Source organism: Pseudomonas paraveronii (assembly GCF_963681955.1).
Classification (GTDB): domain Bacteria; phylum Pseudomonadota; class Gammaproteobacteria; order Pseudomonadales; family Pseudomonadaceae; genus Aquipseudomonas; species Aquipseudomonas paraveronii.
In genome coordinates this window covers 3,623,274-3,639,277 of the sequence record NZ_OY817130.1, presented here as the reverse complement: position 1 = coordinate 3,639,277, position 16,004 = coordinate 3,623,274, and the positions used below count along the sequence as shown (strand labels likewise).

The 16,004-nt window shown below is 63.3% G+C and carries 14 protein-coding genes; 11 read left to right on the top strand and 3 right to left on the bottom strand.

The features are described 5' to 3' along the window. The first annotated feature begins 22 nt into the window (after positions 1-22). The 5 genes from tssF to U5A08_RS16665 are packed head-to-tail and all read left to right on the top strand — an operon-like array spanning position 23 to position 4,950. The gene (gene tssF, locus U5A08_RS16685; protein WP_321847515.1) at positions 23-1,792 is read left to right on the top strand and encodes a type VI secretion system baseplate subunit TssF; all 1,770 of its coding nucleotides are present in this window, start codon (positions 23-25) and stop codon (positions 1,790-1,792) included. Beyond that, positions 1,756-2,853 carry a type VI secretion system baseplate subunit TssG gene (gene tssG, locus U5A08_RS16680; RefSeq protein ID WP_321847514.1) on the top strand — a complete coding sequence of 366 codons (1,098 nt, stop codon included), beginning with the start codon at positions 1,756-1,758 and terminating at the stop codon, positions 2,851-2,853. Before tssF ends, tssG begins: the two co-directional genes overlap by 37 nt. Further along, on the top strand, positions 2,834-3,370 hold the full coding sequence (gene tssJ, locus U5A08_RS16675; RefSeq protein WP_321847512.1) for a type VI secretion system lipoprotein TssJ: 537 nt from the start codon (positions 2,834-2,836) through the stop codon (positions 3,368-3,370). Before tssG ends, tssJ begins: the two co-directional genes overlap by 20 nt. Before the next feature lie 3 nt (positions 3,371-3,373). Continuing rightward, positions 3,374-3,814 carry a type VI secretion system baseplate subunit TssE gene (gene tssE, locus U5A08_RS16670; protein WP_253396488.1) on the top strand — a complete coding sequence of 147 codons (441 nt, stop codon included), beginning with the start codon at positions 3,374-3,376 and terminating at the stop codon, positions 3,812-3,814. Between the two features lie 23 nt (positions 3,815-3,837). Further along, on the top strand, positions 3,838-4,950 hold the full coding sequence (locus U5A08_RS16665) for an OmpA family protein (RefSeq protein WP_321847509.1): 1,113 nt from the start codon (positions 3,838-3,840) through the stop codon (positions 4,948-4,950). A 3-nt stretch (positions 4,951-4,953) separates the two neighbouring features. Here the strand turns inward: U5A08_RS16665 and U5A08_RS16660 are convergent, their stop codons facing one another. After that, positions 4,954-6,198, bottom strand: coding sequence for a methionine gamma-lyase (locus U5A08_RS16660; RefSeq protein ID WP_321847506.1), 1,245 nt, complete (start codon positions 6,196-6,198; stop codon positions 4,954-4,956). A 123-nt stretch (positions 6,199-6,321) separates the two neighbouring features. On the opposite strand from U5A08_RS16660, the gene U5A08_RS16655 reads away from it, so the two are divergent. Then, a complete protein-coding gene (locus tag U5A08_RS16655; RefSeq protein WP_247403316.1) occupies positions 6,322-6,792 on the top strand; it encodes an Lrp/AsnC family transcriptional regulator in 471 nt (156 codons plus the stop codon). Positions 6,793-6,898: 106 nt separating this feature from the next. Further along, on the top strand, positions 6,899-7,336 hold the full coding sequence (locus U5A08_RS16650; RefSeq protein ID WP_253396482.1) for a carboxymuconolactone decarboxylase family protein: 438 nt from the start codon (positions 6,899-6,901) through the stop codon (positions 7,334-7,336). 18 nt (positions 7,337-7,354) lie between these two features. Here U5A08_RS16650 and U5A08_RS16645 read toward each other — a convergent pair whose 3' ends face one another. Then, positions 7,355-9,505, bottom strand: a complete 2,151-nt coding sequence (locus tag U5A08_RS16645; protein ID WP_321847501.1) for a TonB-dependent siderophore receptor — start codon at positions 9,503-9,505, stop codon at positions 7,355-7,357. A gap of 181 nt (positions 9,506-9,686) precedes the next feature. Here U5A08_RS16645 and U5A08_RS16640 point away from each other — a divergent pair, with 181 nt between their 5' ends. Continuing rightward, positions 9,687-10,481, top strand: coding sequence for an acetoin reductase (locus U5A08_RS16640; protein WP_253396478.1), 795 nt, complete (start codon positions 9,687-9,689; stop codon positions 10,479-10,481). Between the two features lie 113 nt (positions 10,482-10,594). Here the strand turns inward: U5A08_RS16640 and U5A08_RS16635 are convergent, their stop codons facing one another. Continuing rightward, positions 10,595-12,463: a sigma-54-dependent Fis family transcriptional regulator gene (locus U5A08_RS16635; protein ID WP_253396477.1), complete on the bottom strand. Its 1,869-nt coding sequence runs from the start codon at positions 12,461-12,463 to the stop codon at positions 10,595-10,597. 309 nt (positions 12,464-12,772) lie between these two features. Between U5A08_RS16635 and U5A08_RS16630 the strand changes: the two genes are divergently transcribed. Genes U5A08_RS16630 through U5A08_RS16620 form a run of 3 tightly spaced genes read left to right on the top strand, consistent with a single transcriptional unit; the run spans position 12,773 to position 15,909 of the window. After that, entirely contained in the window at positions 12,773-13,750 is a 978-nt protein-coding gene (locus tag U5A08_RS16630) for a thiamine pyrophosphate-dependent dehydrogenase E1 component subunit alpha (protein ID WP_321847497.1), read from the top strand. A gap of 39 nt (positions 13,751-13,789) precedes the next feature. Next, entirely contained in the window at positions 13,790-14,809 is a 1,020-nt protein-coding gene (locus U5A08_RS16625; RefSeq protein WP_253396475.1) for an alpha-ketoacid dehydrogenase subunit beta, read from the top strand. Continuing rightward, positions 14,806-15,909, top strand: coding sequence for an acetoin dehydrogenase dihydrolipoyllysine-residue acetyltransferase subunit (locus U5A08_RS16620; protein ID WP_253396474.1), 1,104 nt, complete (start codon positions 14,806-14,808; stop codon positions 15,907-15,909). The genes U5A08_RS16625 and U5A08_RS16620 overlap by 4 nt, the downstream gene beginning before the upstream one ends. Positions 15,910-16,004 lie beyond the last annotated feature (95 nt).

The window sequence follows — 16,004 nt, the reverse complement described above, 5'->3', positions numbered from 1 at the left end:
CTCATTCATCAGGAATCTATCTGTGAACATGGATAATTTAACCCTGCGCTACTACGACGCCGAAATGCGTTACCTGCGCGAAGCCGGCAAGGAATTCGCCGAAGCGTTCCCGGATCGGGCGGCCCAGCTCAACCTGGACAAACCGGGCGCGCAAGACCCCTATGTGGAGCGCCTGTTCGAAGGCTTTGCGTTCTTGATGGGACGCCTGCGCGAGAAGCTCGACGATGATTTACCGGAGTTGACCGAAGGGCTGGTCAGCCTGTTGTGGCCTCACTATTTGCGCACCATTCCGTCGTTGTCGATTGTCGAGCTTGTCCCTGAGCTCGCGCAGATGAAACGTAGCGAGTTGGTCGGCAAGGGGTTCGAGGTGTTATCCCAACCCATTGGTCCGCTACGCACCCGTTGTCGTTACACCACCACTCAGGACCTGACGTTGCAGCCGCTGGCCCTGGAGTCGGTGCGGCTGGCCTACGAGCCGGACGGTCGCTCGCTGTTGCGCCTGCGCTTTGCCTGCGGCGCGTTGACGGACTGGAGCCAGATCGAACTGAGCCGCCTGCCGCTTTACCTGAGTGCCGATGCACCGCTGGCCAGCGCCTTGCACCATGCGCTGACGCTGAACACCCAGGCGTTGTACGTGCGCCTGCCGGAGCAGCACGAGCGCCAGGCATTGGACGGCCATTTTGCGCCCAGGGGGTTTGCTGACGAGGATCGGCTGTGGCCCAAGGGTGACAGTGCGTTCAGCGGTTATCAGTTGCTGCTGGAGTACTTCACCTTTCGCGAGAAATTCATGTTCGTAACCCTCTGTGGCCTGGAACATTTGAGCATCAGCGCTGATGTGCCTTGGTTCGAACTGGACGTGGTGCTGCGTGAAGCATGGCCAAAGGAATTCAGTGTGAGCAGCGAACATATTCGCCTGCATGCCGTGCCGGTGATCAATCTGTTTGCGCTGGAGGCTGACCCGCTGACGCTGGCGCCGTTACAAAGCGACTACCTGCTACGGCCAATGCGGTTGCAGGACGGTCATACTGAAATTTATTCGGTCGATCAGGTCACCTCGTCAAAAAATGCCGTGCGTCATGACTATGTGCCGTTCAGCAGCTTTCGCCACAAGGGCGGCATGCTGCGCGACGAGGCTCCCGAGCGCTACTTTCATACGCGCCTCAAGCGCGCCGCCAATGGCTTGCATGACACCTGGCTGATCCTGGGCGGTGACGGCTTCGATAAGGACCGCCTGCGCAACAGCGAAAGCCTGTCGTTGCGCTTGACCGGCACCCACGGCCAGTTGCCGCGCAAGGCGCTGCAAAGCACCTTGCTCGATACGCTGGTGCAAACCACCCAGACCGGTTTGCGCGTGCGCAACCTGTGCGCGCCGAGCTTGCCATGCTACCCACCGAACCGTGACCGCTTTCACTGGCGGGTCCTGAGCCACCTGGGCTCGAACTTCCTGCCGATGCTCGACAACGCCGAGGTGTTGCGCGGCACATTGGCCTTGTACGACTGGACGGGCAGCGAGCTCAACCGTCGTCGTCTGGCGGCGATCGTCGAGGTCCGTCATCACGTGGTCCAGCGTTTCGAGAAAGGCTTTTTGCTACGCGGGGTGGATATCGAAATCACCCTCGATGCCAATGGCTTTTCAGGGGAAGGCGACATCAGCCTGTTCGGCGAGATGCTCAATCGCTTCTTCGCCTTGTATGCCGACATTCATTTGTACACCCAGCTCACGCTGATCCTGCAACCTACTGGAAAGTGCCTGCGATGGAACGAGAATCACAGTCAGCGTATTCCCGGCTGAAAACCAGCGGTTTGCTGGACGCCTTGCAAGAGCAGGTGGCCGAGGCCAATCTGCAGCGTTTTTGCCAGTTGCTGGAACAGGCCTTGCCCGGTCACCCACCCCTGGGCAGTACCGCGCACCCGGCGGATGACGCCGTGCGCTTTCGGCCCGATCCGGGCATGGGGTTTCCGGCCGGCGAGTTGAAGTCGATTGAAATCGATGAAGCACACCCGGAGCGTGCGGCGACGGTACGCACTCGCTTGCTCGGGTTGTACGGCGTCGATTCGCCGATGCCGACCGTGTATCTGGACGACATCGCGCAGCGTCGGGAAGGGCATGCGGCGTTGGAAGCCTTCCTGGATATTTTCAATCACCGGATCTTCACCCAGTTCTACCGGATCTGGCGCAAATACTCCTACCCGGCGACGTTCGAAGCGGGCGGCACCGATGCCACCTCGCAGTGCCTGCTGGGCTTGATCGGCCTGGGCATTCCCGGCACCGCGCAACAGGTCGGCACGCCGGTCTCGCGCTTTCTGGCCTTGCTCAGTGTGATGCGCCTGCCCACGCGCAATGCTGAAGGCATCGCCGCATTGGTCACATTGCTCGCCCCCAACACCCAGGTGCAGGTGACCCCGCATTGGCCGCAGACCATTGCGCTGCCGGCGCCGGCCAGCCTTTCCCGGCAACGTCCGGTGAGCTTGTCCCGGGGCACGCCGCTGGGCCGTGTCGGCCACGACGCCAACAGCCAACTCGGCCTGACGCTCTATACCGAGCACGCACAGGAAGCCCGTGGCTGGCTCCCCGACGGCCAGTTACTCCGCGATCTGCGGGTGCTGTTGCGTGTGTACCTGGGGTGGCGTTGCACGGCGAAACTGCGCTTGTCACTGCCGCTGCACAGCCTGCCTGCGCCGGTGTTGGGGCAGGCGGTCATTCGGCTCGGCATGACCGGCGTGCTGGGCTTGGGAGGCGCTGCCTGGCGAGCGACCGAGCACGCCACGCTGACGATCAACCTGGGTCGCTACCAAGGCCTTTCGATTAACCCACGCAACAGGGAGACACAGCATGTCGCGTACCGTTTTTAATCTCATGATGCTAGCGGCATTCACGCTACCGCTGGGCGGTTGTGGGTTGGCCCAGACCGTGGCGGATGGCACGGCATCCACCGCCAAGGCGATCTTCTACAAGCAGGTTAAAACCCTGCACCTGGATTTCAGCGCGCGCACGGCGCTGAACACCGATGCCACGGACATGCGTGCCTTGTCGGTGCCGACCCTGGTGCGGGTTTACCAATTGCGTGACAACAAGGCCATGGCGCTGGCGACCTACGAAGGCTTGCTGGACGATGACGAGCGCTTGCTCGCGAGTGCGTTGTTGGACAAACGCTCGCTGGTGGTGAAACCGGAGGAGGGCGCGCAACTGAATGTGCCGATGCACAAGGACGCGCAATTTGTCACGCTGGTGGCGCTGTTTCGCGACCCCGATACCCGGCAGAACACCTGGCGCCTGACCCTGGCGCGTGACGACCTCGAGCCGGACCGCGCGCGGGTGATCGAACTGGGCGATAACCGCCTGACCCTGCGCCCGCTGGCGAAGGACTGAGCCATGACCGAGTACAGCCCTTCGCTCTACGAACGCCTGCTGCACAATTTCGACGGTGAGTTGGACTTGCAGCGGGTCAGCGAGGCGGATCAGCACACGCTCTCCGTGCTGGACAACCTGCAGCGCATCCTCAACAGCCGAGCGGGCTCGCTCAGCCATCTGCCGGATTATGGGTTGCCGGACATGGGCCTGATCCTGCAAGGGCTGCCTGCCACGGCCCATGACTTGATCGGCACCATGACCGACACGCTGCTCAAGTACGAACCGCGTCTGGCGGCGATCACCGTCGAACTGCTGCCCCAGGCGCTGCCGGGTCATCTGGAGTATGCCTTGGACCTGCAATTGAAGGATGGGCAGCGCGTGAACTTCGGCACCCGCTTGACACCCGAGGGCAAGGTGCTGGTGCGGCACTTGAAGCGACAGCATTACCTGTCGAAGCCTTGAACCGATAACGGAAGGGAAGCCCGATGACGGCGTTGTTTGAGATGCGTATTCAAGTCGGCGGTGATCCGCGTGGTTTCAGTGAGTTCAGCGCTTTGCGCGATGAGTTGGCCAAGCTCAGCCATCCCGCCTGCCCGGATGTGGACTGGGCCAAGGTCGAGCAAGGCTGCCTTGCGCTGTTCCAGCAAAACGGCGCGGAGTTGCACAGCGCGTGCTTTTACGCCTTGGCCCGCGGCCAGCGTCACGGGGTGGAGGGCATCACGCAAGGTGTGGCGTTGATCGAGGCGCTGGGCGGCGAGTGGGCGCGCCTGTGGCCACCGATGGCGTCGGCACGCCTGGACTTGCTGGGATGGTTGTTCGACCAACTGCAATTGCTGCTGCGCAGTGTGGTGATGAACGCCTACAGTGTGGCCGCATTGGTTCAATTGGACATCGAACTGGCGCGTTTGCAGGTGCGTTTGCGTACTCATCTGGACAGCCCTCTGCAATCGCTGCAAGCCCTGCGTTATCAGGTCGGCGGTCTGATCCAGCGCCTGGAACAGAGCCCCGCGTCGGGCGAAACGCAGCTCGCGCCGGTCAGGTTGATGGCGCCGGCGTTGGTGACCCCCGTGGTGATTCTGCCGCCACCCGAAGTGGCGCCGCGCAGGTCACGCATCGGCCTGTGGTGGCTGCTCGGGGCGCTGATCGTCGTTGTGCTCTCGGGATTCGGTTGGCGCATGTGGCTGTCAGGTCCAGGCAGTGAACCCCTTATGCCCGCCCCGGTTCGACTGGACAGCCTGTCGCTGTTCGATGCCGGCAGTGCCACGCTCAAGCCGGGCTCGGCCAAGGTGCTGATCAATGCCCTGGTCGACATCAAAGCCCAGCCCGGCTGGCTGATCGTGATCGCCGGGCATACGGATGCGACCGGTCCCGTCGAACAGAACCTGACACTGTCCCATGCCCGCGCCTCTGCCGTGCGCGACTGGATGCAGCGCATGGGCGACATTGCCGACAGTTGCTTTGCCGTCCAAGGCTTCGCGGCCAGTCAGCCGATTGCCAGCAACGACACCGAAGCCGGACGCGCCGCGAACCGTCGCGTGGATATTCACCTGGTGCCACAAACGGGGGCCTGCGGCGAGGCCACCGTGGCAGTGGATTGAGCGCTATTTCAGCGCATGCTCAACCACCTGCGCCGCACGCGGTGCAGCCCGCGTGCACTTGGCCAACGCCTGCTGCACGTCCGCCAGCAGGTCGGCGATGTCCTCCAACCCGACCGACAAACGTACCAACCCTTCGCTGATCCCGTGCGCTGCCCGCTCCTGCGGGGTGTAGGTGGAGTGGGTCATGCTCGCCGGGTGTTGGGCCAGGGATTCGGCATCGCCCAGGCTGACTGCGCGGCTGAACAGCTTGAGCGCGTTCATGAAGCGCCGGCCGGCCGCGATCCCGCCTTTGAGCTCGAAGGCAATCATCCCACCCGACATGCGCATCTGCCGCGCCGCCAGTTCGTACTGAGGGAATGAGCGCAGCCCGGGGTACGTCACGCGTTCCACCGCCGGGTGCGCCTGCAAGGCTTCGGCCACCGCTTGGGCGTTGCTGCAATGGCGGTCCATGCGCAGCGCCAGGGTCTTGAGGCCGCGCATCAGCAGCGACGCGTCTTGCGGTGACATGACCGCGCCGGTCAGGTCTTTGAGCCCTTGCAGGCGAATGCGCTGCGCCAGCGCCTGGTTGCTCACCGCAATGCCGGCGGTGATGTCGCCATGCCCGCTGAGGTACTTGGTGGCCGAGTGCACGACGACATCGGCGCCCAGGTCCAGGGGCCGTTGCAGGTAGGGCGTGCAGTAGGTGTTGTCGACCACCACGATGACGTTGGGCTGCTGGTGCGCAAGCGCCGCCACGGCGGCGATATCGACCAATTGCAGGTTGGGGTTGGCCGGGGTTTCGCAGTAGATCATGCGCGTGGCCGGGGACAGTGCGGCGTGCAGCGCGTCCAGGTCGGTGAGGTCGACATGGCGCACCTTGATGCCGAATTCAGCGATGCCATGGTGCAGCAGGGCGAAGGTGCAGCCGTAGAGCGTCTGGCTGACGATCACCTCATCGCCGGGGCGCAGCAGGGTCCAGAAGGTGGCAGCAATCGCGCCCATGCCGGAGCTGAAGGCGACGGCGGCCTCGCCGTTTTCCAGGCTGGCCATGCGCGCTTCCAGCAGGGCCAGGGTCGGGTTGGAAATACGCGTGTAGAAGTGCCCGCTTTCTTCACCGGCAAAACACGCGGCGCCGTATTCGGCGGTGGGGAAGGCGAACGTGGCGCTGAGATAGATCGGCGGTACGAGGGCGCCGTGGTGGTCCTTGGGGTCATAGCCGTGGTGGATGGCGCGGGTGGAAAAGCCGAATGTATTGTGTTTATTGTTCATGTCGGACACTCCTTATTTCCTACAATGCTATGCTCATAACCACAGCTGAACTTTGCAATATTTGCTGACAAGTCCCGGGCTACGGGATGAAACCTCCCAAAAAATAATGATTAGAGGCACGTTATGCCCGTCAGCCTGGATCGCACCGACAAGGCCCTTTTAAACGCGCTGCAAGGCAACGCCCGCTTGACCGTGGCCGAACTCGCCGAGCGCGTATCCCTGACCACCTCTCCCTGCTGGCGGCGGGTCAGAAACCTGGAAGAGAGCGGGGTGATCAGCGGTTATCAGGCGATCCTGTCGCCCAAGGCATTGGGGTATGGGGTGACGGCGTTTGTCAGCATCATGATGGAGAGCCACACCCAGGAGGTCGCGCGGGCGTTCGAGCAGCGCTTGTTGGACATTCCGCAAATCGTGGCTTGCCATAACGTCTCGGGGCGTTATGACTTTCTGCTGGAGGTGGTGGCCAAGGACCTGGAGTCGTTTGGCGAATTCGCGCGGGAGGTGTTACAGACGTTGCCGTGCGTCAAAGAGATCTACTCGAGCTTTTCCTACAAGTCGGTGCGGCCGTTGCGCGTGATTCCGTTGCCGGGCTGAGCCCATGCGCACATTGGCTACCTGATCTTTGCCGAAATTGGCTATTTCTCCCAAGTGCTGCGCTGACTAACCTGGCCACCAATTTCCAGTGTTCAGGAGCTCTACCATGCAACCCCGTACTGATTTCTACACCGCTTCCCCAGATGCCATGAAAGCCATGCTCGCCCTGGAAACCGCAGTGGGCAGACTGTCCATCGAATTGCCCCTGCTCGAACTGATACGCCTGCGCGTGTCGCAGATCAACGGCTGCGCCTTCTGCCTCGACATGCACACCGCCGATGCGCGCAAGGGCGGTGAGACCGAGCGCCGCCTGTACACATTGTCGGCCTGGCGTGAAACGCCGTTCTTCACCCCGCGTGAACGCGCCGCGCTGGCCTGGGCCGAAAGCCTGACCCTGGTCAGCCAGACCCGCGCCGCAGACGAAGATTACGACTCGCTCGCCGCCGAGTTCAGCGCCCAGGAACAGGTCGATCTGAGCGTGGCCATCGCCACCATCAACAGCTGGAACCGCCTGGCGGTGGGCTTTCGCAAGATGCCCAAGTAAGCCCGAGGCCGTGCGCGGTCAGAAGTTGACCGAGGCACTCAGGCGCGCCGTCAGCGGCGCGCCCTGGAACAGGTAATCATCGCCCATGTACTCACCTGCGTCGCGCCAGTAGCGCTTGTCGAACAGGTTGTCGACGCTCAGGCGAAACACCGTCTCATAGCCATCGATTTTGGTGGTGTAGCGGCTGCCGACGTTGACCACCGCGTAGTCCCCGACCTCGACGTTGCCGCTGCGGTTGGCGTACTTCTTGGCGCTGTATTGCACGCCACCCAGTACCGCCAGGCCGTTCACCCACGGCAGCGCGTAGTCGGCGTAGACACTGGCGCGCAGCTTGGGCACGTTGATCGCCTGGTGGCCTTCGTAGTCCGGCGTGCCGCTGCCGCTGACCCGCGCACGAATCGCCGCGACGCTGGTGGCGATCTGCAGGCGGTCGGTGGCCCAGCCGTTGGCCGACAGTTCCAGCCCGGTGTTTTTCTGTTCGCCTTGTTGCACGTAGGTGAAGTTTCCAGCGCCATCCGGCTTGGCATACTGGTAGGCCTGGCGCGTCTGGAAGACAGCGGCGGCGAAGCTGATGCGGCGCCAGTCGTATTTCACGCCGGCTTCGAGTTGCCGTGACACGGTCGGGGCCAGGGTCTCGTTCGGGTTGCTCGCGAACCACGGCGCCGTGCCGCCCAGGGACAGGCCCTTGCTGTAACTGGTGTACAGCGAGATGTTTTCAATCGGCTTATAGATCAGCGATGCCTGGGGCAGGAACACGTACTGCTGGGTATGGCGCGCCTGGTCGCCATTGCTGTCAAAGGCTTTTTCATCGAGGCGCACTTCGCGACCGCCGAGGATGGTTTGCCACTGTTCGTTGAAGCGGATGCGGTCAGTGACGAATACGCCGTACTGGCGACTGTCGAGGTTGCGATGACTGTCGTGCAGCGGCACGTTGGTCGGCGCAAACGTCGGTGCGTCGTCGTTGATATTGCCGCTGCCGATGTATTCGTTGACCGCCTCGCGCTTGTCGATCACCCGGCGAAACGCGCTGGTGCCGAAGGTCAGTTCATGGCCCAGGCCGACGGTGTCGAACAGCCCGGTCATGGCCGCCTGCACTTCATCGTCGCGGCGGGTGTCGTCGGGGCTGCGGTAGTCGTAGATGTCGTAGTCACCCTCGGGGCTGAACGTGTTGGCGTTGCACGTGTTCACGTAGAAACAGCCCCAGGCGAACGAACTGTAGTCATCGATCACCACCTTGCTGCGCGCCGCGCTGACACTGCCTTTCCACTGGTCACTGAAGCGGTATTCGAACTTGCCGTTGAGGTTCAGCGAATCAATACCGACCTGCTTGGAACCGCTTTGATGGCCCAGCAGCTTTTTCGGCGATGCATCGTGGGGCACTTCACTGCCGCCCAGCAGTTGGTAGCCCGGCACCGAGCGCTGTTGTTTGTTCTGGTACTCCGCATCCAGTTGCAGCACCGCGTCGGGGCTGATGTTCCAGTCGAACGCCAGTGACAGGAAGTCGCGCTGGCCGTTGGCGTGTTCCACGTAGGAATTGAGGTCTTCATGGGCCACGTTGGCGCGTAGGCCGAACTGCTGCTCGCTGCCGAACCAGCCGCCGACGTCAGTGGCGATATAACCGCTGCCGCGGTCGTCGCTGGACACCGTCACCGAACGCACGTCTTGCGGGCGCTTGGTCACGTAGTTGATCACGCCGCTGGGCTCGGAAATCCCGCTTTGCAGGCCGGCCAGACCCTTGAGCACTTCCACCTGTTGTTTGTTTTCCAGGGCGACGTTCTGCTCGCCGGTGATGGTGCGCCCGTTGATCTTGTAGCTGCTCGCGGCGTTCAGCGAGAAGCCGCGCACCACGAAGTTTTCGTAGTAGCCGATCGGTGCGTAGCTGTCGCCCACCGAGGCGTCGTTGCGCAGCACTTCGCTGAGCAGGCGGGCTTGCTGGTCCTTGATCAGGGCGGCGTTGATCACGCTGATCGAGGCGGGAGTGTCCAGCAACGGCGCTTCATTGAAGCCGCCGACCGAGGCGGTGTCACTGCGATAACCGGACTCATCCTGGCCCAGCACCTGCACCGCCGGCAGTTCAATTTCCGCGGCCAGACTGCTGCCGATGCCACCGCTGAGCAGCAGGCCGAGGGCGAAACGTGAAGTGGCGACGGGGCGGAAACGCAAAACCATGGGGCAAGGCCTTAAAGCGCAGGACGGGGGGCGCATAAGCTAGGCATAAGTGCGTGCATTTACAAGGATTCGCGCATTGAGACATCCCGTCTCAGCGTGTACGCCGATCCACTCGCGTCTCGACAGGCCAGGTAGGCATCTGCGATAGACGAGGCTTCTCTCATCGTTGCAGGAGGTCGTCATGAGTACCGCTGGAAACGTTATCGCTGGAAAAGTAGCGCTGGTGACCGGCGCCGGGCAGGGCATCGGCCGGGCCATCGCCCTGCGCCTGGCACGGGACGGCGCTGATATCGCGCTGGTGGACATCAATGGCGCCAAGCTAGAGGCCGTGGCCGCTGAAATCGTCGCGGCAGGGCGCAAGGCGTCGGTGTTTATCGCCGACGTGTCCAAGCGCGAACAGGTGGTGGCCGCCGTCGAACACGCATACCAGACCCTCGGTGGCTTCGACATCATCGTCAACAACGCTGGGGTGGCGCAGATCGATTCACTGCTGGAGGTGACGCCGGAGCAGGTCGAACGCACCCTCGGCATCAACGTGCAGGGTGTGCTGTGGGGCATCCAGGCCGCCGGCAAGAAGTTCAAGGCGCTCAAGCAGAAGGGCAAGATCATCAACGCCTGCTCGATCGCCGGGCATGAAGGCTTTGCGTTGCTGGGCGTGTACTCGGCGACCAAGTTCGCGGTGCGCGCCCTGACCCAGGCGGCGGCGAAGGAACTGGCGAGCGCCGGGATCACCGTCAATGCCTATTGCCCGGGCGTGGTCGGCACCGATATGTGGGTCGAGATCGATAAGCGCATGGCCGAGATTACCGGCGCCGAAGTCGGCGCGACCTACAAGAAGTACGTGGACGGGATTGCCCTGGGCCGTGCGCAAACGCCGGAGGATGTAGCGGGGCTGGTGTCTTACCTGGCGGGGCCGGATGCGGACTATATGACCGGGCAGTCGCCGTTGATCGATGGTGGGATTGTGTACCGATAGCCCTGAAAACACGCGGTTCAACGGTGGGAGTGGGCTTGCCCGCGATGGCGGCGGTTCAGTCACAGCATCGCCATCGCGGGCAAGCCCGCTCCCACATGTTTGACGGTGCTGTGTCAGATATGTTTGCCCGGCATGTCGATGCCCAACTGGTTGACCCGGCGATACAGCGTCGCCCGCGAAATCCCCAGCGCCTGGGCGGTCGGCGACGGCTTCCAGCGATGCCGGATCAGCGCATCCAGCACCACCTGGCGTTCCGGGCTGACACGCTCTTGCACGTCGGCCTCGATCTGCTCGCCGCGCACCTCCACGGGCAAGTCCGCTAGTTGGATGGTACCGCCGTCGCACACCGCACAGGCATACGCCAGCACATGGCGCAGTTGGCGCACGTTGCCCGGCCAGGCATACCCCAGCAATAGCTCCAGCGCGGCAGGCCCGATACCCACGGCAATCCCGCTGTGGTGCGCCTCCTGTTCCACCAGCCGATTGATCAATGCCAGCTTGTCGCTGCGCTCGCGCAAGGGCGGCAGGCAGAACCGCGCGCAGCCCAGGCGAAAGTACAGGTCCTCGCGAAAACGCCCCTCGCTGACCAGTGCCGCCAGGTCGCGGTGGCTGGCGCAGATCACCTGGATATCCACCGCACGGGTTTTCGCCGCGCCCAGCGGGGCCACTTCACCTTCGGCCAAGACCCGCAGTAACCGCGTCTGCAGGGCCAGCGGCATATCGCCGATTTCATCGAGAAACAGCGTGCCGCCATCGGCCTGCAACAACAGCCCGGTCATGCCCTTGCTCGACGCGCCGGTAAAGGCCCCGGCGACATAGCCGAACAGCTCGCTTTCGATCAGGTTTTCCGGGATCGCCGCGCAGTTCACCGCCACGAACGGCCCGCCGCGACGGGCGCTGCGTTCATGCAGTTGGCGCGCAAACACTTCCTTGCCGGCGCCGGTTTCGCCCTGCACCAGTACCGGCAGGTTGCGGTCCTTGACCCGCACGGCCAGGCGCAGGTGTTCTTCCACCCGTGGGTCGACTTGGTTGTTTGCCGTCTTAACGGGACGCGCCGGTTTGCGCTGCGGCGCGCTGACCCGCACATGCAACGCGCCGGGTTCGCCCAGCCAGTGCAGTTGTTGCGCCGATTGATCGCTCACCGCACGTAACGCATCCAGGTCGAACACCTCGCTGATATGTACCGGCACCTGGCCAAAGCGTCGGCGCAGGGCTTGGCGCGCCTTGCTGTTCAAGGCATGCAGGCGACCGTCCTGGTCCCAGGCCAGCAACAGGTCGGGCTGGCTGTCGACATAGCCGGGCGTGCTGTGGGCCTGGAGCACCCAGTGCTGACGGGCGCTGTGCATGAAGAAGGCATTTTCGATGGCTTGCGCGCTCTGCGCCACCATCTGCCGCACCAGGTGCTGGCTGCGCCGGTCATCCGGGGATTTGAGCGCCGAGGCGTCCATCACCCCGAGCAGGTTGCCTTGGGGGTCGAAGATGGGTGCGGCAGAGCAGGTCAGCCCTATAAACGCCGCGCGAAAGTGATCGCGCTTATGCACCGTCACCGCAGCCTTGCTGGTGAGTACCGTGGCCACGCCGCAGGTGCCTTCTTCGGCTTCCGACCAGCAGGTGCCCAAGTACAGGCCGGCCTTGCGGCAATCGTTGCGAATCGCGGTGTCCACGCGGTGGTCGATGGTCTGGCCCTGGGCGTCGGTGAGCATTACGCAGTAGTCGGCATGGCGCACGCGGTGGTGGAGTTGACCGACTTCTTCGCTGGCGATGCGCATGAACAGATCGGCGCGTTCACGGCATTCCTTGAGCAGTGGCTCACTGAGAATGCGTGGCCCTTGCAGCGAGCCGGGGTCGAGGTGGTGTTGCTCCATGGAGCGTCGCCACGAATCGAAAATCAGCGACGGCACCGGCGCCTGAGGCAGGCGATCGGCATTGCGTACCACACGACTGACGCAGTCGACATGGTCCTTGGAGTTCGCGGCGAGCATAAGGCCTCCGGTTCTCGATCTTTGTTGTTATGCCCGCCATTAAGCGCGCATGCGCACACAGGGACAAGGGCGGCCTGACCAACTGCCCCGCGTGAGACGCAACGTCTCATTCGGCCGCAGACGTTACGGGCAGGTTGCAATGGCGCGTCTCATTCTGCGGTTGGCGGTCGCCGCCGCACAACCGCACGGCACTGCTCTGGATCAAGCCTTTGCCAGGTTTGTCGAGGTGTTGGCACAGGCTGTGCTGATGGCTTTGTAACTGGCCGCAGCCAGTCTTTTGTGTGTCGAGACAACCTGGAGAACAACAAGATGTCCACTCACCTGTCCACTGATCAATTGCTTCATGCCTACACCGTGATGCGCACTATTCGCGATTTCGAAGAGCGCCTGCACGTGGAATTCGCCACCGGCGAGATCCCAGGTTTCGTCCACCTGTATGCCGGCCAGGAAGCCAGCGCCGCCGGAGTCATGGCCCACCTCAACGATGAAGACTGCATCGCCTCCAACCACCGTGGTCACGGCCATTGCATCGCCAAGGGCGTGGACGTGTTCGGCATGATGGCCGAGATCTACGGCAAGAAAACCGGGGTGTGCGGTGGTAAGGGCGGCTCCATGCACATTGCCGACCAGGAGAAAGGCATGCTCGGCGCCAACGGTATCGTCGGTGCCGGCGCGCCCTTGGCGGCCGGGGCGGCGCTGGCGTCCAAGCTCAAGGGCAGCCAGGGCGTGGCCGTGGCGTTTTTCGGCGACGGCGGCTCCAACGAGGGCGCGGTGTTCGAGGCAATGAACCTGGCCGCGATCATGAAACTGCCGTGCCTGTTCGTCGCGGAAAACAACGGCTACGCCGAAGCCACCGGCTCGGGCTGGTCGGTCGCGTGCAAAGACATCGCCGAGCGCGCCGTGGGTTTTGGCATGCCGGGGGTGATCGTCGACGGCAATGACTTCTTCGCCGTACACGCGGCCCTTGGGGTGGCCGTGGAACGTGCGCGCAGCGGCCAGGGGCCGACGCTGGTGGAGGTCAAGTTGAGCCGCTTCTACGGCCACTTCGAAGGCGATGCGCAAACCTATCGCGGCCCCGATGAAGTGAAGAACCTGCGCGAGTCCCACGATTGCCTGGTGCTGTTTCGCCAACGCTGCAACGCCGAAGGCTGGCTCGATGCCGCGCAGTTCGAGCGCGTCGACGCGGAGGTCGCGCAACTGATCGAAGACGCTGTGCGCCTGGCCAAGTCCGATCCCAAGCCCCAGGCCTCCGATCTGCTCAGCGATGTCTATGTTGCTTACCGCTAATCGCCACCCACTACAAAAACAATCCGTGGAGAATTGATCATGGCTCGAAAAATCAGTTATCAGCAGGCAATCAACGAAGCCCTGGCCCAGGAAATGCGCCGGGACCAGAGTGTATTCATCATCGGCCAGGACGTGTCCGGCGGCACCGGCTCCCCGGGTGAACAGGACGCCTGGGGCGGTGTACTGGGCGTGACCAAGGGCCTGTATCCGGAGTTTCCCGACCGCGTCTTGGATGCGCCGTTGTCCGAAGTCGGCTACGTCGGCATGGCGGTCGGCGCGGCCACCCGGGGCATGCGCCCGGTGTGCGAGTTGATGTTCGTCGATTTTATCGGCTGCTGCCTCGACCAGTTGCTCAACCAGGCCGCCAAGTTCCGCTACATGTTCGGCGGCAAGACCACCACGCCGCTGGTGGTGCGCGCCATGTACGGCGCCGGCCTGCGCGCCGCCGCGCAGCACTCGCAGATGCTCACCTCGATGTGGACGCACATCCCCGGCCTCAAGGTGGTGTGCCCGGCCACGCCCTATGACGCCAAGGGCATGCTGATCCAGGCGATCCGCGACAACGACCCGGTGATCTTTCTCGAACACAAAATGCTCTACAGCCTGCAGGGCGAAGTGCCGGAGGAGATGTACACCGTGCCCTTCGGCGAAGCCAACTATGTGCGCGAAGGCAATGACGTGACCCTGGTCACCTACGGGCGCATGGTGCACATCGCCCTGGAAGCCGCCGCCAACCTGGCGCGCCAGGGCATCGACTGCGAAGTGCTGGACCTGCGCACCACCAGCCCCCTGGACGAAGACAGCATCCTCGAAAGCGTGGAGAAAACCGGGCGCCTGGTGGTGATCGACGAGTCCAACCCGCGCTGTTCGATTGCCACCGACATCAGTGCGCTGGTGGCGCAGCGCGGGTTTTCGTTCTTGCGCGCGCCGATCGAAATGGTCACCGCGCCGCACACGCCGGTGCCGTTCTCCGATGCGCTGGAGGATCTGTACATCCCCAACGCCGCGAAGATCGAAGCCGCCGTGCTGAAGATCGCCGACAAGAGGAATGCCGCATGATCCATACCTTGACCATGCCCAAATGGGGCTTGTCGATGACCGAAGGCCGGGTGGATGTCTGGCTCAAGCAGCCGGGCGATCGGGTGGAGAAGGGCGAAGAAGTGCTCGACGTGGAGACCGACAAGATCTCCAGCAGCGTCGAGGCGCCGTTCAGTGGTGTGCTGCGGCGTGTGCTGGCGCTGAGCGACGAGACCTTGCCGGTGGGCGCGCTGCTCGGGATTGTGGTGGAGGGCGAGGCCACGGAAGCCGAGATTGATGCGGTGATCGAGCGTTTCCAGGCCAGCTTCGTGTCGAGTGCGGCCGAGGCGCAAGCGTCCGGGCCCAGCGCGCAGAAAGTCGAGGTGGGCGGGCGGCTGTTGCGCTATCTCGACCTCGGTGAGGGCGGCACGCCGCTGGTGCTGGTCCACGGGTTTGGCGGCGACTTGAATAACTGGCTGTTCAACCACCCGGCCCTGGCGACGGAGCGACGCGTGATTGCATTGGATTTGCCGGGGCATGGCGAGTCGGGCAAGCAGTTGCACAGCGCCGATGCCGAGGAACTGAGCCAGGCGGTGTTGGCGTTGCTCGATCATCTCACGCTCGACCGCGTACACCTGGCCGGGCATTCCATGGGCGGTCTGGTGAGCCTGACAGTGGCGAGCCAGGCACCCGCGCGTGTGGCTTCGCTGACCCTGATCGCCAGCGCCGGCCTGGGGCCTGATATCAACGGCGATTACCTGCAAGGCTTCACCGAGGCCAACAACCGCAACGCGCTCAAGCCGCAACTGGTGCAACTGTTCAGCGACCCGGCGCTGGTCACCCGGCAGATGCTCGAAGACATGCTCAAGTTCAAGCGCCTGGAAGGCGTGGATCAGGCGTTGCGCCAACTCAATGCCCAGCTCTTTGATGGCGGGCGGCAGCAGCTGGATTTGCGCAACGTCGTGGGGCAGCAGCCAAGCCTGGTGATCTGGGGCAGCGATGATGCAATCATCCCGGCCAGGCATGCCGAGGGGCTTGAGGCCCAGGTGGAAATCCTGCCGGGGCAGGGGCATATGGTGCAGTTGGAGGCGGCGGAGCGAGTCAATCAACTGATGGCAACCTTCCTCAACGCCCAGCCTTGATGCAGTCCAATGTGGGAGGGGCGGTGCGACGATTCGACTTGCCCCCGATAGCGGTGGGTCAGCTACAGATAAGCTGGCTGTTCCTCCGCCATCGG